General features: G+C 69.4%; 23 protein-coding genes. 5 read left to right on the top strand and 18 right to left on the bottom strand.

The annotated features are described in order from the left end of the window. Positions 1–72: 72 nt before the first annotated feature. Positions 73–930 carry a TetR-type transcription factor C-terminal domain-containing protein gene (locus ACT89H_RS04055; RefSeq protein WP_445107085.1) on the bottom strand — a complete coding sequence of 286 codons (858 nt, stop codon included), beginning with the start codon at positions 928–930 and terminating at the stop codon, positions 73–75. 157 nt (positions 931–1,087) lie between these two features. Between ACT89H_RS04055 and ACT89H_RS04050 the strand changes: the two genes are divergently transcribed. Together ACT89H_RS04050 and ACT89H_RS04045 are read left to right on the top strand one after the other, a co-directional pair. After that, positions 1,088–2,302, top strand: coding sequence for an acyl-CoA dehydrogenase family protein (locus ACT89H_RS04050; protein WP_445107084.1), 1,215 nt, complete (start codon positions 1,088–1,090; stop codon positions 2,300–2,302). Positions 2,303–2,600: 298 nt separating this feature from the next. Further along, positions 2,601–2,828 (top strand): hypothetical protein, encoded by a 228-nt coding sequence (locus ACT89H_RS04045; protein ID WP_445107083.1) that lies wholly within the window; start codon positions 2,601–2,603, stop codon positions 2,826–2,828. Between the two features lie 203 nt (positions 2,829–3,031). On the opposite strand, the gene mbp1 is transcribed toward ACT89H_RS04045, so the two are convergent. The 16 genes from mbp1 to pyrR all read right to left on the bottom strand — a co-directional run bounded on the left by mbp1 (position 3,032) and on the right by pyrR (position 21,449). Then, positions 3,032–3,277, bottom strand: coding sequence for a microaggregate-binding protein 1 (mbp1, locus tag ACT89H_RS04040; RefSeq protein WP_445107082.1), 246 nt, complete (start codon positions 3,275–3,277; stop codon positions 3,032–3,034). 419 nt (positions 3,278–3,696) lie between these two features. Then, positions 3,697–4,650, bottom strand: coding sequence for an esterase/lipase family protein (locus ACT89H_RS04035; protein WP_445107081.1), 954 nt, complete (start codon positions 4,648–4,650; stop codon positions 3,697–3,699). A gap of 114 nt (positions 4,651–4,764) precedes the next feature. Then, positions 4,765–5,400 carry a PadR family transcriptional regulator gene (locus ACT89H_RS04030; RefSeq protein ID WP_445107080.1) on the bottom strand — a complete coding sequence of 212 codons (636 nt, stop codon included), beginning with the start codon at positions 5,398–5,400 and terminating at the stop codon, positions 4,765–4,767. A 220-nt stretch (positions 5,401–5,620) separates the two neighbouring features. Then, positions 5,621–7,966, bottom strand: coding sequence for a primosomal protein N' (locus ACT89H_RS04025; RefSeq protein ID WP_445107356.1), 2,346 nt, complete (start codon positions 7,964–7,966; stop codon positions 5,621–5,623). Positions 7,967–8,046: 80 nt separating this feature from the next. After that, positions 8,047–9,258, bottom strand: a complete 1,212-nt coding sequence (gene metK, locus ACT89H_RS04020) for a methionine adenosyltransferase (protein ID WP_445107079.1) — start codon at positions 9,256–9,258, stop codon at positions 8,047–8,049. 230 nt (positions 9,259–9,488) lie between these two features. Beyond that, on the bottom strand, positions 9,489–10,712 hold the full coding sequence (gene coaBC, locus ACT89H_RS04015) for a bifunctional phosphopantothenoylcysteine decarboxylase/phosphopantothenate--cysteine ligase CoaBC (RefSeq protein WP_445107078.1): 1,224 nt from the start codon (positions 10,710–10,712) through the stop codon (positions 9,489–9,491). A 43-nt stretch (positions 10,713–10,755) separates the two neighbouring features. Beyond that, positions 10,756–11,085, bottom strand: a complete 330-nt coding sequence (gene rpoZ / locus ACT89H_RS04010) for a DNA-directed RNA polymerase subunit omega (RefSeq protein ID WP_445107077.1) — start codon at positions 11,083–11,085, stop codon at positions 10,756–10,758. Positions 11,086–11,122: 37 nt separating this feature from the next. Further along, positions 11,123–11,695, bottom strand: coding sequence for a guanylate kinase (gmk, locus tag ACT89H_RS04005; RefSeq protein WP_445107076.1), 573 nt, complete (start codon positions 11,693–11,695; stop codon positions 11,123–11,125). A 20-nt stretch (positions 11,696–11,715) separates the two neighbouring features. Next, positions 11,716–12,036, bottom strand: coding sequence for an integration host factor, actinobacterial type (gene mihF, locus ACT89H_RS04000; protein ID WP_028476708.1), 321 nt, complete (start codon positions 12,034–12,036; stop codon positions 11,716–11,718). Between the two features lie 572 nt (positions 12,037–12,608). Next, positions 12,609–13,433 carry an orotidine-5'-phosphate decarboxylase gene (gene pyrF / locus ACT89H_RS03995; protein ID WP_445107355.1) on the bottom strand — a complete coding sequence of 275 codons (825 nt, stop codon included), beginning with the start codon at positions 13,431–13,433 and terminating at the stop codon, positions 12,609–12,611. Positions 13,434–13,458: 25 nt separating this feature from the next. Then, a complete protein-coding gene (gene carB, locus ACT89H_RS03990) occupies positions 13,459–16,767 on the bottom strand; it encodes a carbamoyl-phosphate synthase large subunit (protein ID WP_445107075.1) in 3,309 nt (1,102 codons plus the stop codon). Then, a complete protein-coding gene (gene carA / locus ACT89H_RS03985) occupies positions 16,767–17,879 on the bottom strand; it encodes a glutamine-hydrolyzing carbamoyl-phosphate synthase small subunit (protein ID WP_445107074.1) in 1,113 nt (370 codons plus the stop codon). Before carA ends, carB begins: the two co-directional genes overlap by 1 nt. Next, complete coding sequence (locus ACT89H_RS03980) at positions 17,876–18,397, bottom strand: PH-like domain-containing protein (protein WP_445107073.1); 522 nt, start codon at positions 18,395–18,397, stop codon at positions 17,876–17,878. The genes carA and ACT89H_RS03980 overlap by 4 nt, the downstream gene beginning before the upstream one ends. A 38-nt stretch (positions 18,398–18,435) precedes the next feature. Further along, a complete protein-coding gene (locus ACT89H_RS03975; protein WP_445107072.1) occupies positions 18,436–19,752 on the bottom strand; it encodes a dihydroorotase in 1,317 nt (438 codons plus the stop codon). A gap of 64 nt (positions 19,753–19,816) precedes the next feature. Beyond that, positions 19,817–20,776 (bottom strand): aspartate carbamoyltransferase catalytic subunit, encoded by a 960-nt coding sequence (locus ACT89H_RS03970; RefSeq protein WP_445107071.1) that lies wholly within the window; start codon positions 20,774–20,776, stop codon positions 19,817–19,819. A 40-nt stretch (positions 20,777–20,816) separates the two neighbouring features. After that, the gene (gene pyrR / locus ACT89H_RS03965; RefSeq protein WP_445107070.1) at positions 20,817–21,449 is read right to left on the bottom strand and encodes a bifunctional pyr operon transcriptional regulator/uracil phosphoribosyltransferase PyrR; all 633 of its coding nucleotides are present in this window, start codon (positions 21,447–21,449) and stop codon (positions 20,817–20,819) included. A 316-nt stretch (positions 21,450–21,765) separates the two neighbouring features. On the opposite strand from pyrR, the gene ACT89H_RS03960 reads away from it, so the two are divergent. From ACT89H_RS03960 to ACT89H_RS03950, 3 genes are read left to right on the top strand one after another with little or no spacing between them, the layout of a single operon-like run. Beyond that, positions 21,766–22,392, top strand: a complete 627-nt coding sequence (locus ACT89H_RS03960; protein ID WP_445107069.1) for an alpha-ketoglutarate-dependent dioxygenase AlkB — start codon at positions 21,766–21,768, stop codon at positions 22,390–22,392. A gap of 55 nt (positions 22,393–22,447) precedes the next feature. Beyond that, complete coding sequence (locus ACT89H_RS03955) at positions 22,448–22,897, top strand: SgcJ/EcaC family oxidoreductase (protein ID WP_445107068.1); 450 nt, start codon at positions 22,448–22,450, stop codon at positions 22,895–22,897. Between the two features lie 43 nt (positions 22,898–22,940). Beyond that, on the top strand, positions 22,941–23,654 hold the full coding sequence (locus ACT89H_RS03950) for an HD domain-containing protein (protein ID WP_445107067.1): 714 nt from the start codon (positions 22,941–22,943) through the stop codon (positions 23,652–23,654). Between the two features lie 192 nt (positions 23,655–23,846). On the opposite strand, the gene ACT89H_RS03945 is transcribed toward ACT89H_RS03950, so the two are convergent. Then, positions 23,847–24,422: a TetR/AcrR family transcriptional regulator gene (locus tag ACT89H_RS03945; protein WP_445107066.1), complete on the bottom strand. Its 576-nt coding sequence runs from the start codon at positions 24,420–24,422 to the stop codon at positions 23,847–23,849. Positions 24,423–24,440 lie beyond the last annotated feature (18 nt).

Here is a 24,440-nt window from a genome sequence, read left to right as displayed (position 1 = left end):
CCAAGGTGGGGTCGCCGCCGGAGCATCGTTCAGCCGGCGCGCGCAGTGGCATGCGAAGCTGCGTACGCGCTGCTAACGCACCGGATCGACGCCGAGCACCCCTAGGGCGAAATCGCCGTACTGCACGGCCACTTCCTCCGGCGTCGCCGGGCCGGACTCCCGAAACCACTGCGGGATGGCGGTGCACATGGTGGCTATGGCACGACCCGCCGCCCGGACCTGAGGAATGGTGATGCGACCCTCGGCGTGCGCCTCGGCGATCGCGTCGTCCAGGATGGCTTGGAGATCGCGGCGGGAGCGGGCGATGCGCGCGCGTTCGCTCGGAGAAAGACTGCGCATCTCACTGGCACCGATGAAACCGAGGTCGCGGCGGTGGGTGTGGAACAGGGCCAGCGCTTCGACGATCAGACGCACCCGGTGGACGCTGTCGCGGCCTTCGACACGAGCGGCGCGCACTCGCCAGTGCAGTTCGTCCATGGTCAGATCGAGAATGCGGACCAGCAGCTCGTGCTTGTCGCGATAGTGGTGGTAGAGGCCCGCAACGCTGGTGCCCGCCCGCCCGGCGATAGCGCGTACGGTCGTGCCGTGGTAGCCGATCTCGACGAACGACGCGAGCGCGGCGGCCAGCACCGGGTCGACATCCAGCGGGGCGAACTCGCGCCAGCCGCCCTGCGCGCCCGGCTCGGAATCGGCCCGGACGAAGCTCGGCGGCGCCGCGGCGGACGCGTCACCGAGCAAGTGAGCGATCGGCACACCGAGCACATCGGACACGCGAGCGAGCCGGGCGATCGAGATTCCGGTCTTTCCCGTCTCCACCGCGCTGAGCGTCGCAGGACTCACCCCGAGACGACCGGCAACTTCGCGCAGCGACAGGCCCGCGGCGCGGCGCGCGCGGCGGATCGCCTCGTGCGGTGGCCCCTGGTTATCCATATTGTTCAGGATATCTGAACATCGAAATTCCGCCACAGCTCCTGATAACCTTGTGAACTGCGCTTTTTGACACCACTCGCGCCCGGTGGGACAGTGTTCAGACAGAGCGATCGTTCGGTCAGAGGACGAGGCTCCGAATATCGAGGAGGAATGCGCGATGCCGATCGATCTGACCTATTCCGACGAGGTTCGGGCACTGATCGACCGCACCCGTGAATTCGTGCGGGAGACGGTGCTGCCGATCGAGGACGAACACCACGGCGACATCACCGCGGCCGGCGGTGACGGACTGCGCGTCACCCTGAACAAGCTGGCGCGCGAGGCCGGGGTCTTCGCGCCGCACGCGCCCGTCGAGTACGGCGGTCACGGGCTGTCGATGTCGGATCGCGCACCGGTGTTCGAGGAGGCGGGCTACTCGCTGTTCGGCCCGACAGCGCTCAACATCGCGGCGCCCGACGAGGGCAACGTGCACATGCTCGCCCACATCGCCGATCCGGAGCAGAAGTCGCGCTACCTGGAACCGCTCGCCCGCGGCGAGGTGCGCTCAGCCTTCGCGATGACCGAGCCCGCCCCCGGCGCCGGTTCCGACCCGACGGCGCTGGCCACCCGGGCGGTCCCCGTCGACGGCGGCTGGCGGATCAACGGCCACAAGCACTTCATCACCGGCGCCGACGGGGCGGGATTCTTCATCGTGATGGCCCGCACCTCCGGTGAACCGGGAGACCGGGGCGGGGCGACGATGTTCCTGGCGCCCGCCGACACCCCGGGCCTGCGCGTGGGCAGGCATATCACCACGCTGGACCGGGCGATGATCGGCGGCCACTGCGAGGTCTTCTTCGAGGACATGCTCGTACCCGACGAAGCGGTGCTCGGCGCCGTCGACCGCGGCTTCGACTACGCCCAGGTGCGGCTGGGTCCGGCCCGCATGACGCACGTGATGCGCTGGCTCGGGGCGGCGCGCCGGGGCCACGACATCGCCGTCGAGTGGGTCGCCCAACGCGAAGGCTTCGGTGCGCGCATCGGCGATCTGGGCATGGCGCAGAAGATGATCGCCGACAACGAAATCGACATCGCCGCCACCCGCGCGCTGCTGGTACGTGCCTGCTGGGAACTCGACAACGGAGACCACGCGGGCAACGCCACCTCGATCGCGAAGACATTCGCCGCCGAGGCGATCTTTCGCATCGTCGACCGGAGCATTCAGTTGTGCGGCGGACTCGGCGTTTCCGACGACCTGCCGCTGGCCCGCCTCTCCCGCGAAGTACGGCCCTTCCGCGTCTACGACGGGCCTTCGGAAGTGCACCGCTGGGCCATCGCCAAGCGTGCGGTCGGCGCGGCCCGCAAGGCGGCGGCCGACCGGCCTTCGCGCTGAACCGCCGCGCGGTCTGCGCGGGAGCGCCGCACCTCCGCCTTCGCTCCGGCATGCGCGGGCTGAGGACGGACTACGTCCGACCGCACCCTTCAGGTCGTTCGCCATCGAGCGGCATTTCCGGTTCGCCGGAATCCGCGCTTCCGGTCGATCGGCCGCGCGTGCGATCACGGAAGCGCCGCTCCGCGTAACATGCGGACGTCGTGGCTGCGCCGAGATATCCGAAGGCGGAGGTTCGCCGGCGACAGTGGCGAACAGCCTGATCCCTGCCAGTCCCCGGGATGATCGAAAGGAGAGCCGCATGCCCGCGCACGACCGCCGATATCTGGTCCTGTTGAATCCGACCGACCTCGGCGACGACACCACTCTCACGGCAATCCGTTCGGAGTTCTTCGATTGGCTGCGGAAATCCGGCGCGGAAGTCGTCGAGGACAGCGGCGCCAACCGGTTGGTCATCACGTCGTCCCTGGAAACGGCGGAGCGTCTTACCGGGCTCGAGTACGTGCATACCGTCGAGCCATACGCCTAGGGACCTCGCCGCCGAGACACCCGATACCGGGTGAAGCGGCTTGCACAGCAATCGAACCCTGAAATCGAATCCTGAAGCAGGCCGGTGGCGGGTAGCAGTGCCCCGTCACGTCATCGAACGCGGAATGCCGTCATTACCTGGCCCGCCGCCGCCAGCTCTGCTGACGGCGGCGGGTGCCTGCGGCGCGACGAACCGGCGCGTGGTTACCGCCCGTGCTGATGGGCGGACTGGCGGGCCTCGTCGACGTCCGCTTCGGCCCGCGCCTTCTCCGCCGCGGCTTCCTTTCCGGCCGCCTCGCGCTGCGATTGCGCCTTGTCCTGCTGCGCGCGACCTTCGTCCTTCAGGTCCTGGTGGCCGGTGACGGTGCCGGCCGCTTCCTTCACCTTGCCCTTGGCGTCTTCGACGACGCCCTCGATGCCCTCGCGAGCACCGCTTCCATGTTCAGCCACAACAACCTCCTGGAATATCGGAACAAGCTGACATCCGGCGCATACCCGGGAGACCGGCCTCGAATCTGGAGCGATGAAGTTCGCGCGTGCGTTCGGCCATCAGGACGAAGCCGCGGGGCAGATCCTGCCCGAGGACGTTGAAGATCGGCCGGGACCCCACCCTGGTGACGGGATTGCCAGACGTCGACAGATGCCGGGACGGGTGCGTGGCCCGGGTGAGCTAGCGACGCGGCGGGCGAATTACACATGGCCGGCCCTGCACGTCCGGCTCGGCCGACTGGTCGGACCACGCCGCCGACGTGGGCCGCATCGCCGCAGCCAGCGGTCCGGCATCGGTCGGACCAGCGACCGCCTACCGAGTCGCGGCGAGCGGTCCCGCTGATCCGCACCGGCCACACCGAGACCGGCGAGCGGATCCGTTAGGAGTGACCCGCGATGATCACCTGCGGAATACCGGTGCCGAGTGGAACCGGCCGGCACACCGGGGCCGGGCTGCCCGGATCCAGCACAGTGAGCAGCAACTCCTGCACGAACGGGTCGTACACCATATGGAAGTGCCCGGTGAGGTCGGCGGGACACAGGTCTTGCAGCGCGATGTTCCGTGCGCCCGGCCCACGCAACGCGATGTTCTCGAACGGCTGGATCATCTCGTCGACCCGACTGCCGACGGTCACGTACCGCACCCCGGGCACCGTGTCGCCGCCCGCGTTGAGCTCGAGCATGGTCGGCGACCCCTGCGCCTGCTGCACGGCGGCGAGCGAAGTCACCTGGGCGAATGCGTCCAGAGCGCCGGGGACCGCCTCGACGACCGGCACCAGTCCATACATCACACCGCCGTAGCTGGGCGATGCCAGGCCGACCCATTGGTCGACCTTGGGCGCACCGCCCAGCTTGTTGATGTAGTAGCGAGTCACGTTGGCGCCCTGCGAGAACCCGACCAGATCGACCTTGCCCGCGTGGGTCGCCGCGAGCACTTGATCGACGAACGCACCGACCTGGTAGGCACTGAGCACCAGATCCTCGGTGCCGTAACTGTGCCCGCCGGGCTTGCCGCCGTAGTTCAGCGCGAACACGCAGAACCCGGCCGCGGTCAACTGCGGCGCGATCCCCGACCAGTCGGAATAGGCCGAGGAGTCGGTGCCGTGCGCGAGCACCACCGGACGCGGATGCCGGGCACTCGGCACGCAGCCGAAATCGTTGGTACCGCTCGGGACCGCGTTCGGATGGCTCTTCTGATACCACGCGGCGGCCAGGTGGTCCGGCTGCGGCGGAGCGGCGTACGTCGGTACGTCGGGCGGGCGGAAGCCGAGCGGCTCGGCCGACGCTACGCCCGGACCGAGGGCGGCCACACCGGCCATCACAAATGCCAGCATGGCTTCACCCAAGTGTGAAACGCCCCAAGTTCCCGCACGGCTCGACTGTCGCATCTCACAATGATCCCTCTGATCGGCTCGAAATGCGCGCGGGGTAGGGGTGTTTCGCCTCCCCTACTTCTCGGGGGTCTCGTCCTCGGCGAGAATGCGGTAGAGGGACTTGCGGGTCTCGGTGAGCAGCTGCGCCGCCCGCGCCGCCTGCTGCGGAGTACCGGCCGCCGCGACCTGGGCCACCGCCCCCATCAGCTGTCCGACGAGCGCGCGCAGGTCCATCGCCTGAGCGCCGACGTCCTCCTGCACGTCCGCCCACGGATCGCCCAGCTCGTCCCGGTGCGCGGCCACGTATTCGGTGCCCGACTCGGTGAGCTTCGCGGTCTTGCGCCCGGCGACCTTCTCGATGAGGACCAGGCCCTCGTCCTCCAGTTGCGCCAGCGCGGGGTAGATCGATCCGGGACTCGGCCGCCAGATGTCGTCGCTGCGCTCGCGGATCTGCTGAATGAGTTCATAACCGTGCATGGGCCGCTCGGTGAGCAGCAACAACACGGCGGCGCGAACGTCACCACGCCTGCCTCGGCCGCCGCGACCGCGACCACGACCGAAGTGTGGGCCGAAGCCGGGCCCGAACCCCGGCCCGAACTCGGGGCCGAAGCCGTGGCGCCCGCCGCGGCGGAAGCGCCGCCCGTGTTCGCAGCCTTCGGGCAGCGGCCCGCGACCGTGCCTGCCGAATTCTCGATGCTCTCGGTGTTCCATGTCTGCCTCCCATGGCTCTCGTGCTCGAATCATGCTATCGACGATATATCGTCAATGCATCGGTAGCAAGCCCTGGTTTTCGGCATCCCGACCCACGTCCGGATGTCGACGCACCAGCGAGTCGATCCAATACGGCAGCCGCGCACCGTCGGCGACCATCACTCCGCCATATCGCCACGACGGCAGCGGCGGCGGCGCGCGGCAGAAGTGTCCCGAGGTGTCAGCCGATGTCGACCGGGTCGATCTGCACACGGAGGGGGGCATCCGAGCGGTACGTACTGCGCACCGCTTGGGCCGCGCGCAGGGCACGCGCGAGCGCGGCTCCCGATCGGCGCTCGACCCGCAACAGCAGGCGTTCGACCTCGGCGGGCGCATCGCCGGAGGAGAACGGTTTACGGGCGCCGTCCGGCAGCGGCACCGGTCCCAGCCGATCGACGATGTCGGGCAGGTCCGCCGCCGAGAGCAGTTCGGCGATGGTGTCGGCGGTGCCGTCGATCGCGGCGAGACGGACGGCGGGCGGGAAGCCGACCTCGGCCCGCGCCGCGACCTCCGCACGCGCGGCACCCACCGGATCCCACCGGACCAGAGCCTGCACGGTCGGGATCGAGGGCTCGGCCACGACGATGACCCGGCCGTGCGCGCGGACCAACGCCGCCGCGGCCATCCAGCGGCGTAGCGCGTCCTCGGCGGCCCGCAGGTCGGCACGGCCGAGCAGTGCCCAGCCGTCGAGCAACAGCGCTACGCCGTAGCCGCCGCTGACCACGGGCTCGGCGCCGACCGTGGCGACGACGACCTGCGGGCCCGGCTCCACGGTGTCGAGCACGGTGCCGCCGCCGGAACCGCGGATCGGCACGCCGGGGAAGGCGCGGCCGAGTTCCTCCGCCGTGCGCGCGGCTCCGATCACCACGGCGCGCAGTGCGCGCGACCCGCAGGTGGTGCACCGGAACGCGGTCTCGGTGATCCCGCACCAGCGGCAAGCGGGACTCTGCGCGACCGCGCCGGGGTCGACTGCCGATCCGCGCGCTTCCGGTAGTGCGAGCGGCCCGCTACAGTGCCGGCAGCGGGCAGGAGTACGGCATTTCCCGCAGGCCAGCGCGGGAATGTACCCGCGGCGCGGTACCTGCACCAGCACCGGTGCACCCTCCTTCAGCGCGGCGCGGGTAGCCGCGAAGGCGACGCCCGGAATTCGTACGGCACGCGCGACCGGATCGCGTTCCAGCGCGATATCGCTGTCGCCGGGGGCACTGACGCGCGGCGCGGCTTCGCGCAGCACCGCGCGATCGGCGACCAGATCGTGCGCCCAGCCGGAGTCGACGACCGCTTGGATCTCCGCGGTGCGCGCGAAACCCGCCGCGACGAAGGCCGCACCGGTTTCATGCGCCCGCAGCATCGCCACCTCCCGGGCGTGCGGATACGGCGCCCGCGGTTCGGCGTAGGTGTCGTCGCCGTCATCCCACAGCGCGATCAGCCCGAGATCCACGGCGGGTGCGAACACGGCGCTGCGCGTGCCCACCACCACCCGCGCCGAACCGCGCAGCACCGCCAGCCAGCGCCGGTACCGAGCCGCGGGACCGAGACCGGCGGACAGCCCGACAGCCGAGTCCCCCACCAGCCGAACGCATTCCGCCAGGACCCGATCGAGATCGCGCTGATCGGGGACCATGAGGATCGCGCTGCGTCCCTGCCGGGCCACCACGGCGGCGAGTTCCGCCAGCCGGCGCGACCAGTCCTCACCGGGCAGCGCCTGCCAGGCCGCGCGGGCCCCTTTCCGTTGGGCGAGGGCACCGACGAACGCCGCGCCGTGGACGTATCGCTCCCAGGGCGCGAGATCGATGGCCGGAAACGCCGGATCGGCACACTCGGTTCGGTTTTCGGTGTCGCCGCTCGTCTCCCCCACGCCGGTCGATCTTGCCTCCGGAAGCGCAGGCGCGGACGGCTCGGCGTCGAACTTCTGATCGGTCTCCGGCACGCGTACGTGTCGGCCGGTGCGCATGCTCGCGCGCTTCGAATCCGGTTCCGCCGCAGCGCCGCCATCCGAAGCACCGCTGCCTAAATTGCCCGAATCAGCTTGCACGACAGTGAATTCCGACGATACGACGAGCACCTCTCCGGCGGGCACGGAACTCGCCACCGCCGACTGCACGGGATCGCTTGCGGTGGCGGCGTTCTCGTTTGCGTCCTCGGCGGAAGCGGCTCGTGCCGCAGCCGACTTCGCCGCGCGACCGGCTTCGGTGCGGGCGTGACGCGGTGGTATCGCCAGACGAAGGACATCGGCGCGCGTGCCGGCGTAGCGGGCAGCGACCTTGTCGGCCAGGTCCAAGATTTCCGGAGTCAGCACGCGCTCGCCGGAGACGACACGTTCCAGCTTGATCAGTTTGCCGCCGTGGTCACTGTGCCGTGCTCGGGCCAGGAGATAGCCGTCGACCAGCCGACCGGCGAAACGAACCCGCACCCGGACCCCCGGCTGGGCGATTTCGTCCAGCTCGGGGGGCACCAGGTAGTCGAAGTCGCGGTCGAGATGCGCGGGCGAGAGCAGCGGAAGCACTCGGGCGATCGGCAGGTCCACGCCTGCGGGACCCGCGGCCGGACGGTCCGCCTCGGTGGCGGGGGCGTCCGCCGCGGGTTCGTTCACTCGGACCTGGTCGGTCAGAGTCCGACGGCGGCGCGCAGCTTGTCCGCGCGGTCGGTGTGCTCCCACGGCAGGTCGACGTCGGTGCGGCCGAAGTGGCCGTACGCGGCGGTCGGCGCGTAGATCGGGCGCAGCAGATCCAGGTCGCGGATGATGGCGCCGGGACGCAGGTCGAAGACCTCGGTGATCGCGGTACTGATGCGCGCCGGGTCGACCTTTTCGGTGCCGAAGGTCTCGACGAACAAGCCGACCGGCGCCGCCTTGCCGATCGCGTAGGCCACCTGGACCTCGACGCGGTCGGCCAGATCGGCCGCGACGACATTCTTCGCGACCCAGCGCATGGCGTAGGCGGCGGAGCGGTCCACCTTCGACGGATCCTTGCCGGAGAAGGCGCCGCCACCGTGGCGGGCCATGCCGCCGTAGGTGTCGACGATGATCTTGCGACCGGTCAGGCCCGCGTCGCCCATCGGGCCGCCGAGCACGAACTTGCCGGTGGGGTTGACCAGCAGGCGGATGTCCGAGATGTCCAGGCTGGGCAGCTCGAGGTCGGCGAGCACCGCGTCGAGTACCTTCTCGCGGATGTCGGGCGTGAGCAGGTTGTCCAGGTCGATGTCCGCGGCGTGCTGGGTGGAGACGACCACCGTGTCCAGGCGGACCGGGCGATCACCGTCGTATTCGATGGTGACCTGGGTCTTGCCGTCCGGGCGCAGGTAGGGCAGCACGCCGGACTTGCGCACCTCGGTCAGGCGCCGCGACAACCGATGCGCGAGCGCGATCGGCAGTGGCATCAGCTCGGGGGTGTCCTTGGTGGCATAACCGAACATCAGACCCTGGTCGCCCGCGCCCTGCCGCTCGATCTCGTCGTCGGAGCCGCCGATGCGCGCCTCGTGGGAGGTGTCCACACCCTGCGCGATATCCGGCGACTGCGCGCCGATCGCGATATTGACACCGCAGGAATTCCCGTCGAATCCCTTTGCCGACGAGTCATATCCGATTTCCAGTACCTTTTCCCGGACAATTCGGGGAATATCGGCGTACGCCGATGTGGTGACCTCACCCGCGACATGGACCTGACCGGTCGTCACGAGGGTTTCCACCGCGACCCGGCTGCGCGGATCCTCCGCGAGCAACGCGTCGAGAATGGAATCGCTGATGGCATCACAGATTTTGTCCGGATGACCTTCGGTCACGGACTCACTGGTGAAAAGCCGGCTCCCGGACGTGCGCACAGTTCTTCCCTCTCCCTCAACGGGTTACTCGTATCGGCTTGCGACAGTAACGCGATGTCGTGACTACGCAACCCTTATATCTCAGCCTATTCCAAATCACCGACAGGGCCGACCTCAACGCCGCGGCCGTACCGGACAGCTGAACTCCCGGTGTCCCGGCGGTGCCGAATCGCTGACAGCGCCGCGAACGACGGACCCGATGGCAATCCTGGCAGGGCCGCGGCCCGGTCTCAGCGCAGCAACACACTCAGTGCGTCGAGCACGCGGCTGGCCAGCAATGCCTTGGAGCCGTGATCGAGCGCCTGTTCGGTGCCGTCCGCGCCGAGCAGCCAGCCGTCGTTGGTGTCCACCTCGAACGCTTTGCCCTCGCCGACCGCGTTGACCACGAGCAGGTCGCAGCCCTTACGGGCGAGCTTGGCCCGCGCGTGGGTGAGGACGTCGCCGTGCTCGTCACCCGTCTCGGCGGCGAAGCCGACGATCGCGGTGCCGGGCAACTGCCCGTCACGGCGCGCCTGCACGAGCCCGGCGAGGATGTCGTCGGTCTTGGTCAGCGGAATGACGTCGGGCTCGCCGGCGCCTTTCTTGATCTTGGCGGCGGCGACATTGGTCGGCCGGAAATCGGCGACCGCCGCGGCCATGATCACCGCGTCGGCGCCGGCGGCGTGCTTGTCGACGGCGGTCTTCAGCTGTTCGGCGGTGGTGATGTGCACCAGGTCGACGGCGGCGGGCGCCGCCATCTCGATCGTGTTGCCCGCGATCAACGTCACGTGCGCGCCGCGCTGGGCGGCGACCCGCGCGAGCGCGTAGCCCTGCTTGCCGGAGCTGCGGTTGCCCAGGAAACGCACCGGATCCAGCGGCTCCCTGGTGCCGCCCGCCGTGATGACGACCCGGCGGCGCTCCAGATCCCGCGGGATCGCGTCGGCACGCTCCATGAGCAGCGACGCGAGGCCGAAGATCTCCTCGGGCTCCGGCAGGCGTCCCGGGCCGGTGTCGGCGCCGGTGAGCCGGCCCGCCGCGGGCTCCATGACGATCGCGCCCCGAGCGCGCAAGGTCGCGACGTTGGCGACGGTTGCCGGATGCTCCCACATCTCGGTGTGCATCGCGGGCGCGAACAAGATCGGACATCGGGCCGTCAGCAACGTGGCGGTGAGCAGGTCGTCGGCGCGGCCGCACGCGGCACGGGCCATGAGGTCGGCGGTCGCCGGGGCGATGACCACCAGGTCCGCCTCCTGGCCCAGCCGAACATGCGGGACCTCGGGCACGTCGGAGAACACACCGGTGTGCACGGGGTTGCCGGACAGCGCTTCGAAGGTCGCCTTGCCGACGAACTCCAGCGCCGAGGTGGTGGGAATCACCCGGACGTCATGTCCGGTCTCGGTGAATCGCCGGACCAGAGAGCACGCCTTGTAGGCGGCGATGCCTCCGGCTACACCGACGACGATCCTTGGGGTCACTACGCCTCCGGCCTAGTCGTGGTCACGGCGAACCGAGTCGGCCTCACTCGCCTTCGGAGTGCTCGAGCAGGTCGGAGTGGATTTCGCGCAGGGCGACCGACAGCGGCTTCTCCTGCAGACCCGGCTCGACCAGCGGGCCGACGTACTCGAGGATGCCGTCGCCGAGCTGGTTGTAGTAGTCGTTGATCTGCCGGGCGCGCTTGGCCGCGTAGATGACCAGGGCGTACTTGGACGACGTGCGCTCCAGCAGCTCATCGATCGGCGGGTTGGTGAGGCCGACCGGCGTGTCGTAGGCGGGCGCGGTGTTGCTGTCCGTACTGCTCACTAGGGAGACTCCTGCTGTGTGGTCTGTGGCATGAAACGTCTGTGGCATGAAACAAGTGGCCTGATCGCTCATGCGCAGGTGGGGGTCACGAACTCGAATTTGTGCTAACGAACAACGATACCAACTGCTCACAGGCGCTGGTCACATCGTCGTTGACGATAACCATGTCGAACTCGTCACAGGCCGCCAGCTCGGTCCTGGCCGTCTCCAATCGGCGCTCGATCACCTCGGGCGACTCGGTGCCGCGCGAGGTCAGTCGCGCGACCAACTCGTCCCAGCTCGGCGGGGCGAGGAAGACCAGGATCGCGTCGGGGATCGCCCGGCGCACCGATCGCGCGCCCTCGAGATCCACTTCGACCAGTACCGGAAGACCCGCCGCCAACGCGGCGCGTACCGGACCCGCGGGAGTGCCCGAACGTTGCAGCCCACCGTGGATGTCCGCCCACTCGAGCAGTTCACCCGCCTCGATCATCGCGTCGAACTCCGTACGGGAGACGAAGTGGTAGTCGAGGCCGTCGACCTCCCCGGGCCGCGGAGCCCGGGTCGTTGCCGACACGCTGAAGACCAGGTCGGGCAGTCGTTCGCGGACACAGCGGACCACAGTGGACTTGCCCACGGCCGAGGGGCCGACCAGTACGACCAGCCGACCCTTCCGCATGTGTTCGATCACCCTCGTCGTCAGGCGTCGAAGTCGAACCGGGCCAGCAGCGCCTTGCGCTGCCGGTCGCCGAGTCCGCGCAGCCGCCGGGTGGGGGCGATCTCCAGCTCGCTCATGATTTCCGCCGCCTTGACCTTGCCCACCTTCGGCAGGGCCTCCAGCAGCGCAGACACCTTCATCTTGCCGAGGATCTCGTCGGTCTCGGCGTCGGTGAGGACCTGCTTCAGGTTGGTGCCGCCACGCTTCAAGCGCTCCTTGAGCTCCGCCCGAGCGCGGCGAGCGGCAGCCGCCTTCTCCAAAGCAGCGGCGCGCTGCTCGTCAGTCAGCTGGGGAAGGGCCACGGTTCCTCCGTCTCATCGTTTATTGCATCAACTCCCGCCGGTAACCCGGCAGTCTCAGCGACCGTACCCACGACGTCCGCCGATTGCGAACCCACCCCCCAGGTCAGCGCATGATTCCGGATGGGGGCCGCACCCCGGCGTTCCGGCGCCCATCCCGTCCGCGCCACCGAGCGCATCGCGGTGCCGAATCCGCGAAATATGCCACCAGCAGGGCTTTTTCGACAAACCGAATGGTTTGCGGAAGGGTTGCGACACGGCAGCGCATCTCGCCAGCAACCCCTCACGCGCCCTACCAGGAACTTTCTGGAAATAGTCCGCGTGTCGCATGTTTTTTGCGCGTGTCGGGCGTCACATCCGGCCGTTCGGGCCGCGATGACCCCGGTTATCCGGCGCCGAAGGGTTTGCCTGTACATCGGTCCAGGAGCGATGCACCCATTCCGTGCACCGATCGGACCCGAAATCAGCGCAGGAGCGCGCACAGGCCCCGCTAATGGGCACGTGTGTGCGAACACCAGCACGCACAGGAGACGGAAACCGACGAAGGCCGGCGCGGATGCGCCGGCCTTTCGCGGTCACTTCTGGAGGAACGCGAACGCGTCCTGGAACGCGTGCACTCTGGCACGCAGTGCTGGAACGGTCGGTCCGTCCCGCAGCACCTCACGCGAGACGTTCGGCACGACGGCCGCGAGCATCGGCTCGGGGACCAGGTTCCGGATCGTTTCCGGACCGCCCCCTTGGGCGCCCACCCCCGGCATGAGAATCGGGCCGTTGAGCGCGGAGAGGTCGGGCGCGTCGCTGAGCGTGGCGCCGACCACCACGCCGACCGAACCGAACTCCACGCCCGCGTTGCGAGCCGCCGCCTCGTCGACCATGGTCTGCGCCACCGTGCGGCCCTCCGCGGCGACCGCCCGCTGCACCTGCGCCCCCTCGGGGTTCGAGGTCGCCGCGAGCACGAAGACGCCGCGGCGGCCTGCCTCGGCGAGCGTCAGCGCCGGTGCCAGCGAACCGAATCCCAAGTACGGCGACGCCGTGACCGCATCGGACCCGAGCGGGCCGTCTGCCAACCAGGTCCGCGCGTAGGCGTCCATCGTCGACCCGATATCGCCGCGTTTGGCGTCGGCGAGCACCAAGGTCCCCGAGGCCCGCAGCACCTCGATGGTGCGCTCCAGGACCGCGATGCCACCGGAGCCATACGCCTCGAAGAACGCGACCTGCGGCTTGACCAGCGCGACGCGGCCGTCGAAAGCCTCCACGCAGATCTCGGCGAACCGCTCGAGCCCCTCGACGTCCTCGGTCAGTCCCCAGGACCGCAGCAGCTCCGGGTGCGGGTCGATGCCGACGCACACCGGCCCCAGCTGCCGCATCGCCTGTCGCAGGCGGTCGCCGAAGGTCTTCATCTCACCCGTTCCGTCCGGTCGCGGCTCACCCACGCAGCACCGAGTGCAATTCCTGCAGCGACCGCACGCCGATGCCACCGTTGATGCCGGCCTCGATGCCCTGCACCGCGGCCGCCGCACCCTGCACGGTGGTGATGCACGGGATGTTCACCCCGACCGCCGCGCTGCGGATCTCGTAGCCGTCCACGCGGGGGCCCGAGTTGCCGTAGGGCGTGTTGAACACCATGTCGACCTCGCCGTCGCGGATCTGCTCCACGATCGTCGGCTCGTCGTCCGGCCGCACCTCGGAGTGCTTGCGCACCTGCTCACACGGAATCCCGTTGCGGCGCAGCATTTCCGCCGTTCCCTCGGTGGCGAGGATGCGAAAGCCGAGGTCGTGCAGGCGCTTCACCGGGAAGACCATCGCGCGCTTGTCCCGGTTGGCGATCGAGACGAACACGGTGCCCTCGGTGGGCAGCGAGCCGTAGGCGGCGGTCTGGCTCTTGGCGAAGGCGGTGCCGAAATCGGCGTCGATGCCCATCACCTCGCCGGTCGACTTCATCTCCGGCGACAGCAGCGAGTCCACGCCGCTGCCGTCGGCGCGCCGGAAGCGGTGGAACGGCAGCACGGCCTCCTTCACCGCGACCGGAGCGTCCAGCGGGACGTGCCCGCCGTCGCCCTCGCTCGGCAGCATGCCCTCCTTGCGGAGTTCGGCGATGGTGGCGCCGAGCATGATCCGCGCGGCGGCCTTGGCCAGCGGCACCGCGGTGGCCTTGGACACGAACGGAACCGTCCGGCTGGCGCGCGGATTGGCCTCCAGCACGTAGAGCACGTCGTCCTTCAGCGCGTACTGCACATTGAGCAGGCCGCGCACGCCGATGCCCTTGGCCAGCGCGACGGTCGAGCGGCGCACCGCCTCGATGTCGCTGCGGCCCAGCGTGATCGGGGGCAGCGCGCAGGCGGAGTCACCGGAGTGGATGCCCGCCTCCTCGATGTGCTCCATCACGCCGCCGAGGTAGACCTCCTCGCCGTCGCACAGCGCGTCGACGTCGATCTCGATCGCGTCCTCCAGGAACCGGTCGACCAGCACCGGATGCTCCGGGCTGAGCTCGGTCGCGCGCGAGATGTAACCCTCCAAGGAGTCCTCGTCGTAGACGATCTCCATACCACGGCCGCCGAGCACGTAGGACGGGCGCACCAGCACCGGGTAGCCGATGTCGGCGGCGATCTTGCGCGCCTGCGCGAAGGTGGTCGCGGTGCCGTACTTCGGCGCGGGCAGCCCGGCCGCGACCAGCACGTCACCGAACTCGCCGCGGTCCTCGGCCAGGTCGATGGCGGCCGCGCTGGTGCCGACCACCGGCACACCCGCCGCGGTGAGCCGCTGCGCGAGGCCCAGCGGGGTCTGCCCGCCCAGCTGCACGATGACGCCGGCGACGGTGCCGGACTCGCATTCGGCGTGGTAGACCTCGAGCACGTCTTCGAAGGTCAACGGCTCGAAGTAGAGACGGTCGGCGGTGTCGTAGTCGGTGGAGACGGTCTCGGGGTTGCAGTTGACCATCACCGTCTCGTATCCGGCCTGCGACAGCGTCTGCGCCGCGTGCACGCACGAGTAGTCGAACTCGATGCCCTGGCCGATGCGGTTGGGCCCGGACCCGAGGATGATCACCTTCGCGCGTTCGCGCTGCGGCGCCACCTCGGACTCGGCCGCGGGATCGAGCTCGTAGGCCGAGTAGTGGTACGGCGTCTTGGCCTCGAACTCGGCGGCGCAGGTGTCGACCGTTTTGAAGACCGGGCGGACCCCGAGCCGGTGGCGCAGGGCGCGCACACCGCCCTCGCCCGCCAGTTCGGGCCGCAGCGCGGCCAGCTGACGATCGGACAGGCCGTAGTGCTTGGCCCGGCGTAGCAGCGGTTCGTCCAGCACGGGCGCGTCGAGGATCTCTCGGCGCAGCTCGACCAGACCGGCCACTTCCGCGACGAACCACGGGTCGATGCCGGAGGCGGCGGCGACGTCCTCGATGCTCGCGCCCAGGCGCAGCGCCCGCTCCACCTGGTAGATCCGTCCCTCGGTGGGCGTGCGCAGATCCTCGAGGATCGCATCGACATCGGTCCAGGCGCCGTCGTCCTGGGTCCAGAAGCCGGCGGCCTTGGTCTCCAGCGAGCGCAGCACCTTGCCGAGCGCCTCCGCGAAGTTGCGGCCCAGCGACATGGCCTCGCCGACCGATTTCATCGTGGTGGTCAGCGTACCGTCGGCGCCGGGGAACTTCTCGAACGCGAAGCGTGGCGCCTTGACGACCACGTAGTCGAGGGTCGGCTCGAAGCAGGCCGGGGTTTCCTTGGTGATGTCGTTGACGATCTCGTCGAGCGTGTAACCGATGGCCAGCTTGGCGGCGATCTTCGCGATCGGGAAGCCGGTCGCCTTCGACGCCAGCGCGGACGAACGAGACACGCGCGGGTTCATCTCGATGACGATCAGGCGGCCGTCGCTCGGGTTCACCGCGAACTGGATATTGCAGCCGCCGGTGTCGACGCCGACCTCGCGCAGGATGGCGATGCCGAGGTCGCGCAGCTTCTGGTACTCGCGGTCGGTGAGCGTCATCGCCGGGGCGACGGTCATCGAGTCACCGGTGTGCACGCCCATCGGGTCGACGTTCTCGATCGAGCAGACCACCACGACGTTGTCGCGGCCGTCGCGCATCAGCTCGAGCTCGTATTCCTTCCAACCGAGGATGGACTCCTCGATCAGGACGTTCGCGGTGGGCGAGGCGGCCAGGCCGCCGCCCGCGATGCGATCGAGGTCCTCATCGTTGTAGGCCATGCCGGAACCGAGGCCGCCCATGGTGAACGACGGGCGCACCACCACGGGGAAGCCGAGTTCGGCGACCGTCTCGCGGACCTCGTCCATGGTGAAGCAGACCCGCGAGCGGGCGCTCTCGCCGCCCACCTTGGCCACGATGTCCTTGAACTTCTGCCGGTCCTCACCGCGCTGGATGGCGTCGAAGTCGGCGCCGATGAGCTCGACGCCGTACTTTGACAGCACACCGCGCTCGTGCAGCGCGACCGCGGTGTTCAGCGCGGTCTGGCCGCCGAGGGTGGCCAGGATGGCGTCCGGACGCTCCTTCTCGATGACCTTCTCCACGAACTCCGGCGTGATCGGCTCCACGTAGGTGGAATCGGCGAACTCCGGATCGGTCATGATCGTCGCCGGGTTCGAGTTGACCAGCGACACCCGCAGGCCCTCGGCCCGCAGCACCCGGCACGCCTGCGTGCCGGAGTAGTCGAATTCGCACGCCTGGCCGATGACGATCGGGCCAGAACCGATCACCAGGATGTGCTCGAGATCCTCGCGGCGAGGCATCAGGCTCCTTCCATGAGACCGGCGAAACGGTCGAACAGGTACGCGGCGTCGTGGGGTCCGGCGGCGGCTTCCGGGTGGTACTGCACGGAGAAGGCGCGGCCGTCGACCAGCCGGACGCCCTCGACCGTGCCATCGTTGGCGCAGACGTGACTCACCTCGGCCGTGCCGAAGGGGGTATCGAACCGCTCGCCCCGCTCGCCTTCCAGCGCGAACCCGTGGTTCTGCGCGGTGATCGAGATGCGGCCGGTCTCCTGCTCCACCACCGGGATGTTGATCCCGCGGTGGCCGAACTTCATCTTGTAGGTGCCCCGGCCGAGCGCGCGGCCGAGGATCTGGTTGCCGAAGCAGATGCCGAACAGCGGCAGGCCCTCGCCCAGCACGCCCCGGGTCAGCTCGACCGCCGCGTCGGCGGTGGCCGGGTCGCCGGGACCGTTGGACAGGAAGACCCCGTCCGGCTTCAGCTCGAGGATCTGATCCAGCGTGGTGGTCGAGGACACCACGTGCACGCGCATGCCGCGCTGCGCGAACATGCGCGGGGTGTTCGTCTTGATCCCGAGATCGACCGCGACGACCGTGCGCCGGTGTTCGCCGTCCGGCTCGATCGTGTAGAGCGCGTCGGTGCTCACCTCGCCTGCGAGGTCGGCGCCCAGCATGGACGGCTGACCGTTGACCCGGTCCACCAGTTCCGCCGCGGCGGCGAGCGCGTCACCGGAGAAGATGCCCGCCTTCATCGACCCTCGGGTGCGCAGGTGACGTACCAGCGCGCGGGTGTCGATACCCGCGATGCCGACGATCCGCTGACGTTCCAGTTCGTCCGGCAGCGTCGTGGTGGCGCGCCAGTTGGACGCGCGCCGCGCCGGGTCGCGCACCGCGTACCCGGCGACCCAGATCTTCGTGGACTCGTCGTCCTCGTCGTTCCAGCCGGTGTTGCCGATCTGTGGTGCGGTGGCCACCACGATCTGGCGGTGGTAGGACGGGTCGGTGAGGGTTTCCTGGTACCCGGTCATCGCGGTGCAGAACACCGCCTCACCGAGCGTCTGGCCCACGGCGCCGTAGGCCTGGCCGCGGAACACCCGGCCGTCCTCCAGCACGAGTGCTGCTTCTCCTGTCATCCCTGGTCATCTCCCGTCATCGTCCCGCTCTGATCCGCCGCGGGAAGCCTGCGCCACGCCGGATAGACCGACTTGTCGTCGCCGCGGAAACCGGTGTCGATCTCGGTTCCGGTCGGCAGCTTCCAGCGAATGACCAGCACACCATCTTCCGTCATCACTTTGCCCGCGTGGCCGCGTTCGGTGCGCACCGCCGTGATGGATTCCTCCGGAATCCAGATCACCGTCGCGCCGTCGCGTTCGAGCAGAATTCCCTTTTCGAACCGGGTGAGTTCGGCGGTGGCCCGGAAACCCAGGTCGCCCACCGTGATCCGGTCCTGCCAGCTCGGCGCGATGGTGCTGCCCAAGTACAGGCCGGTGGTCGGCTCCAGTACCTGCGCGCCCAGTTCGGCGGGCACGGCCGGCAGCGCGCCGATGCGCTCGGCCTGTCGCGCCGCGCGGTTGCGCCAGCCCCGGTACATCAGCCAGAGGCAGGCCACGAACAGCACCAGGAGCCCGATCACCCAGAGCGTTCTCTCCACTACGAACCTCCTCGTACGGCTGCGCCGCGGTCGCTCATCTACACCTCCGCCGGGTCGACCAGCGCCTTGCCGTCCCGTGCGGTGACCCGGCCGCGCAGCAGCGTCGCCGTCACCCGGGCCGGGAAGGTCATCGCCTCGAACGGCGTGTTGTTCGAGATACTGGCCAGGTCCTCGCCACGCACCGTCCAGTTCGCCGTCGGGTCGACCAGCGTGAGATTCGCCGGCTCGCCGACCTCGAGCGGCCTGCCGTGCTCGTCCAAGCCGACGATCGCGGCCGGGCGCTCGCTCATCACGCGGGCGACGCCGCGCCAGTCCAGCAGCCCCGGCTCGACCATGGTCTGCACGATGATCGACAGCGCGGTCTCCAGCCCGAGCATGCCGGGCCGCGCCGCGGCGAACTCGCAGCACTTGTCCTGCTCGGCGTGCGGCGCGTGGTCGGTGGCGACGCAATCGATGATGCCCTCGGCCAGCGCCCGGCGCAGCGCGGCGGCGTCGGACGCCTCGCGCAGCGGCGGGTTGACCTTGTTGACCGCGTCGTAGGTCTCCAACCGGGAGTCGTCCAGCAGCAGATGGTGCGGGGTGACTTCGGCCGTGATCGAGATGCCCTGGGACTTGGCCCATTTCACCAGTTCCACGGTGCCCGCGGTGGAGGCGTGGCAGATGTGCACGCGGGCGCCCGCGTCGCGCGCGAGCAGGGCGTCGCGCGCCACGATCGACTCCTCGGCCGCGCGCGGCCAGCCGGCCAGCCCCAGCCGGGCCGCGGTCGGCCCCTCGTGCGCGATGGCGCCCTCGGTCAGCCTGGGTTCCTCCGCGTGCTGGGCGATCAGCACTCCGAGGGAGTTCGCGTACTCCAGTGCCCTGCGCATGATCAGCGGGTCGTAGACGCAGTGACCGTCGTCGGAGAACATGCGCACCGCACCGACGCCCGCGGCCATGGTGCCCATCTCGGCGAGCTGTTCGCCCTGCAGGCCGACGGTGACGGCGCCGACCGGATACACATCGACCAGGCCGACCTCCCGGCCGCGACGCCACACATGGTCGGTGACGACCACCGAGTCGGCGACCGGGTTGGTGTTGGCCATCGCGAACACGGCGGTGTAGCCGCCGAGCGCGGCGGCGGCGGAACCGGTCTCGATGGTCTCGGTGTCCTCACGGCCCGGTTCCCGCAAGTGGGTGTGCAGGTCGACGAAGCCGGGCAGCAGGATCTGGCCCCGCGCGTCGATGATGTCGGCGTCGACCACGCCCAGATCGGTACCGATCCGACGGATCTCCCCGTCGGCGACGAGCACGTCGACCGGCTCGCCTTCGCCGTACAACAGCGCGCCCTTGATCAGAACGGTCGTGTTCGCACTCATACTGCGTCCTCTCCGGCCCGAGCCAGGCCCAGCGTGACCACGCTGCGCTGCCTCCCGCGCGCCCTCATGCCACGGCCTCCTGAGTCCCGACGAGCAGGCGGAACAGCACCGCCATCCGCATGTGCACCCCGTTGGTGACCTGTTGCAGTACAGCGGCTTTCGGTGAGTCCGCGACAGCGGACGCGATTTCCATGCCGCGCAGCATCGGGCCCGGGTGCAGCACGACGGCGTGGTCTTCCAGCAGGGCCAGCCTGCGCTCGGACAGCCCGTAGGTCACCGCGTACTCGCGGGCCGACGGGAAGAATCCGCCGTTCATCCGTTCGGCCTGCACGCGCAACATCAACACCGCGTCGGCGCCGATCAACTCCGCGTCCAAGTGGTGCGAGACGCGGGCGGGCCAGCTCTCCACGCCGATCGGCAGCAGCGTGCGCGGGGCGACCAGCACGACCTCCGCGCCGAGCGTGGCCAGCAGGAAGACGTTCGATCGGGCGACTCGACTGTGCAGGATGTCACCGACGATGACCACCCGCTTGCCCTCGATGTCACCGAGCCGCTGCCGCAGCGTCAGCGCGTCCAGCAACGCCTGGGTCGGATGCTCGTGCGTCCCGTCGCCCGCGTTGACGACCGCCGGGCCGGATCCGCGCCCCGCGGCGACCGCCCACTCGTCCATCCAGCGCGCGATCTGGTGCGCTGCGCCGGACGCCGGATGCCGGACGATCAGCGCGTCCGCTCCCGCGGCGTGCAGAGTCAGCGCGGTGTCGCGCAGCGACTCACCCTTGGCGACCGAGGAACTGCTCGCGCTCACGTTGATCACGTCCGCGCTCATCCATTTGCCCGCCACCTCGAACGAGACCCTGGTCCGGGTCGAGTTCTCGTAGAAGACGGTCATTACGGTGCGACCACGCAACGTGGGCAGCTTGTGCACCTCGCGGCCCAGCAGCGCCTGTTCGAACCGCTCGGCTTCGTCGAGCAGTTCGTTCGCGGCGGCGCGATCCAGCGCGGTGACCGACAGCAGATGCCTCACGCGCTTGCCTCCCGCCGCGAGCCGGCGTGTGGCAGCTTCATCACGCCTCCTCCTGGTGCAGGTAGACGCCGTCCCGGCCGTCGTGTTCGGTCAACAGCACCGAGATGTCCTCGCAGCGGCTGGTCGGCACGTTCTTGCCCACGTAATCGGCGCGGATCGGCAGTTCCCGGTGACCGCGGTCGATGAGCACGGCCAGCTGGACCGCGCGCGGGCGGCCGAGATCACGCAGGCCGTCGAGCGCGGAGCGGACGGTGCGACCGGAGAACAGCACGTCGTCGACCAGGACCACCAGCGCGTCCTCGATGCCGCCCTCGGGTACCGAGGTGCGCTCCAGCGGTCGGTGCGGACGGCTGCGCAGATCGTCCCGGTAGAGGGTGATGTCGAGCGAGCCCAGAGCCGGGCGGACCCCGGAGAATTCCTCGATCTTGCCGGTGAGCCGCGCGGCCAGGGTGGTGCCCCGGGTGGGGATGCCGATCAGCACCACGCGTGGCGCGTCCGGCTCGCCCGCGTCCAGCGCGGTCTTCTCGATGATCTGGTGCGCGATGCGCGCGATGGTCCGCCCGACATCCGAAGCCGACAACAGCTCTCGCCCCGCCGCCACCCATTCCGGGGTATGTCGCTGCGATGTCTCGGCAGCGCCGGACTTGGCGGCCCGTTCTTCGGGCACGGCCATGCCGACCTCCTTCCCCGCCTCACCGGACGGTCCGTTAAAGGATGTCTTACGGCAAGCAGCGTAGCAGCGCCGCGACCCCTGGTTTCACCAGGTATATCCCATGTGAGCGGGGCCACTGGCCGCCGTGGGAGGCGGCGGCCGCGCTCGGCCGCCGGCCCTGCCGCGCCCAGCGCTGTTCGCCGTCCGCCTCGGCGCCGACACTGCGACGCGCGGGCGTTTGCGAACAGCCGCGTCCACGGTCACCGTAGCGGCGATCAGGCCGCCGCCATTCGTGAGTCGCTAGCACATATGTTCGATAGGCGGTAGGCTCGGCCGCATGTCCACACCCCTACAAGGGTCGCTGCTCGACGGGTTCGGCGATACCGAACTCGGGTCGCTGCGCGATGCGCGCCGCACCGTGCTGGACCACGGCGCCTGGGTGGATCTGCTGCCCGGTTGGCTTTCGGGCGCGGACGCGCTGTTCGACCGTCTGGTCGACTGCGTGCCGTGGAAAGCCGAGCGCAGGCCGATGTACGACCGCGTGGTCGACGTGCCCCGGCTGCTGCGGTTCTACGCGGAACACGAACCGCTGCCGGATCCGGCGCTGGCCGACGCGCGCACGGCGCTGAGCGAGCACTATCGGCACGAACTCGGCGAACCGTTCCGCACCGCGGGCCTGTGCTACTACCGGGACGGACACGACAGCGTCGCCTGGCACGGCGACAACATCGGCCGCGGCGCCACCCACGACACCATGGTCGCGATCGTGTCGATCGGCGCGCCGAGGGCATTGCTGCTACGGCCGCGCGGCGGTGGCACGAGCCTCAAATACGTTGTCGGACATGGTGATCTGCTCGTCATGGGCGGCTCGTGCCAGCGCACCTGGGAGCACGCGGTGCCGAAGACGCGCAAACCCATCGGTCCGCGGATCAGCATCCAGTACCGCCCGCGCGGCGTCCGCTGACCCGGGCCGCGCGCCACCTTGACCTGAACCAACGTTGAGGTCGCAAACTCGTCGCATGAGTACGACAGCATCCACACCCCCCTTGGTCGAGGACACCACGGTCGACCACTCGGAGGACATCGTCGCGATCCGGCAGATCGTCGCCAACACGGAAACCGGATTCAACACCAATGACGCCGACCTGCTGTCGGCGGATTTCACCGCCAACGCGGCAGTCGTCAACGCCATGGGCACGCTGATCACCGGATTCGACGCGCTGCTCGACTCCAGCCGCAGCGGTCTGGCCGGATTCCTCAAAGACCAGTACGCCCGCTACGAGATCAGCGACATCACATTCCTGCGCCCGGACGTCGCGATCGCGCACAAACGCGCGTGGGCGACGACACCGGACGGCGAGCTCATCGACCGAGACCATGCCATGATCGCGCTGTACGTCTTCGTCAAGGAGGGCCAGCGCTGGCACATCGCCGCGCGGCAGAACACCTTGGTACCCACGGCCGAGTGATCGTCGTCCGTCACGTGTCCCCCGCTCCGGTTAGCCTGGCATCATGAGCAATCCAGGGGCGGGGGTCTTGGCCGTGATGCCGCTGCACACGATCAGCGAGGTCTACGGCGAGGCCGGGCTGCGTGAGCGACTACTGCTGGAAATCGCCGAGTTGCCGGACACGCAGCGCCTGGCCGCGGCACTCGATCTCGCGGCCGACTTGCATCGCGACGATCGGTACGGCCGCGAGCCGTACCTGAGTCATCTACTGCGCGTGTCGATTCGGATCATCAGCCACTACGAGGTCCGCGATCCCGATGTGGTCGCGGCAGGTCTGTTGCACGACTCGGTCGAGGACCACGCCCCCGAACTGGCCGCCGATCGCCCCGGCCCCACCGTCGACGCCGCACTGGACGCGCTCACCGATCGGTTCGGCGCCCGAGTGGCCGATCTCGTGGCCGCGGTGACCAATCCCGAGCCGGATCCGGCGCGTGACCGGCAGGCGCAATACCGCGAGCATGTCGCGACGAATCTGGACCGCGACCCATGGGCCCGCGTCATCAAGCTCTCCGACTTCACCGACAACGGCGTCGGCATCCTCTACGCCACCGCTCCCGCGATGGCGAAACTCGCCGCCAAGTACCAGCCGCTCACCGATGTGTACCGCGATCTGGTCACCCGGCCGGACACGCCGTTGGCCGAACACGTCCGGCAGCACATCCTCGATCAGCTCGACCGAGCCGACGAACGCTTCGAGGCCATTCTGTCGCCGGACTGATCGCGGCGTGGCGGAGCGGATCGAAAGCGCCTGCGGCACATATGGATCGGGCCGAAAACGCACACCCGTCGGTTCCCGCCGCGCGGGCCACGGCGCACTGCCGTCCGGACTACTACGACACGCTGCCATCCGAACCGCGGCCGGTCCGCGAGCAGGCTGATCGACGCGCCGGTCGCGATGCCGCGGGAGTCGTCACGGCGCGCGTAGCACCGATTCGACGAGCTCGCGCACCGCGGCCAGCAGCCGTTCCGTCTCCCCCGCCCGGACCATGGTCGGCACCATCTCGGCACTCAGCGCGCCGAGCAGCAACCGCCCGACCACTTCGGCGTCCAGGTCCGGACGCGCTTCGCGCAGCAACGTGGTGACGTGGTTGTCCCAGAAGGCGTGGAATTCGGCGGTTCGGGGATGCGGCGGCTCGGTGCGATAGGCGACCATCAGCTCGGAATTCGCGATCATCAGCCGCGCCATGGCGTCGAAGTAGGCGATCAGACGAGCATCGGCGGGCGCACCGGGACCGAGGGGCGGCGGGCCGCTGGTGACCGCGTCCATGAGCGCGATCGCGCTCTGCGCGACCATCTCGTGCAACAGCCCGGCCCGGCTGCCGAAGCGATGGAAGATCGTGCCCTTACCCACTCCGGCGGCGGCGGCGACGCGGTCCATGGTGATCGCTTCGGCGCCGTGCTCGGCCAGCAGGGCGAAAGTGGCGTCCACTATCGCCCGCCGGTTACGCGCCGCGTCCGCCCGCTCCTTGGGCCGTCCGTCGCCCATCGCACCCGCTTTCCAGAA

This window comes from Nocardia aegles (assembly GCF_052545135.1).
This window is presented reverse-complemented; position numbering and strand designations above follow the sequence as displayed.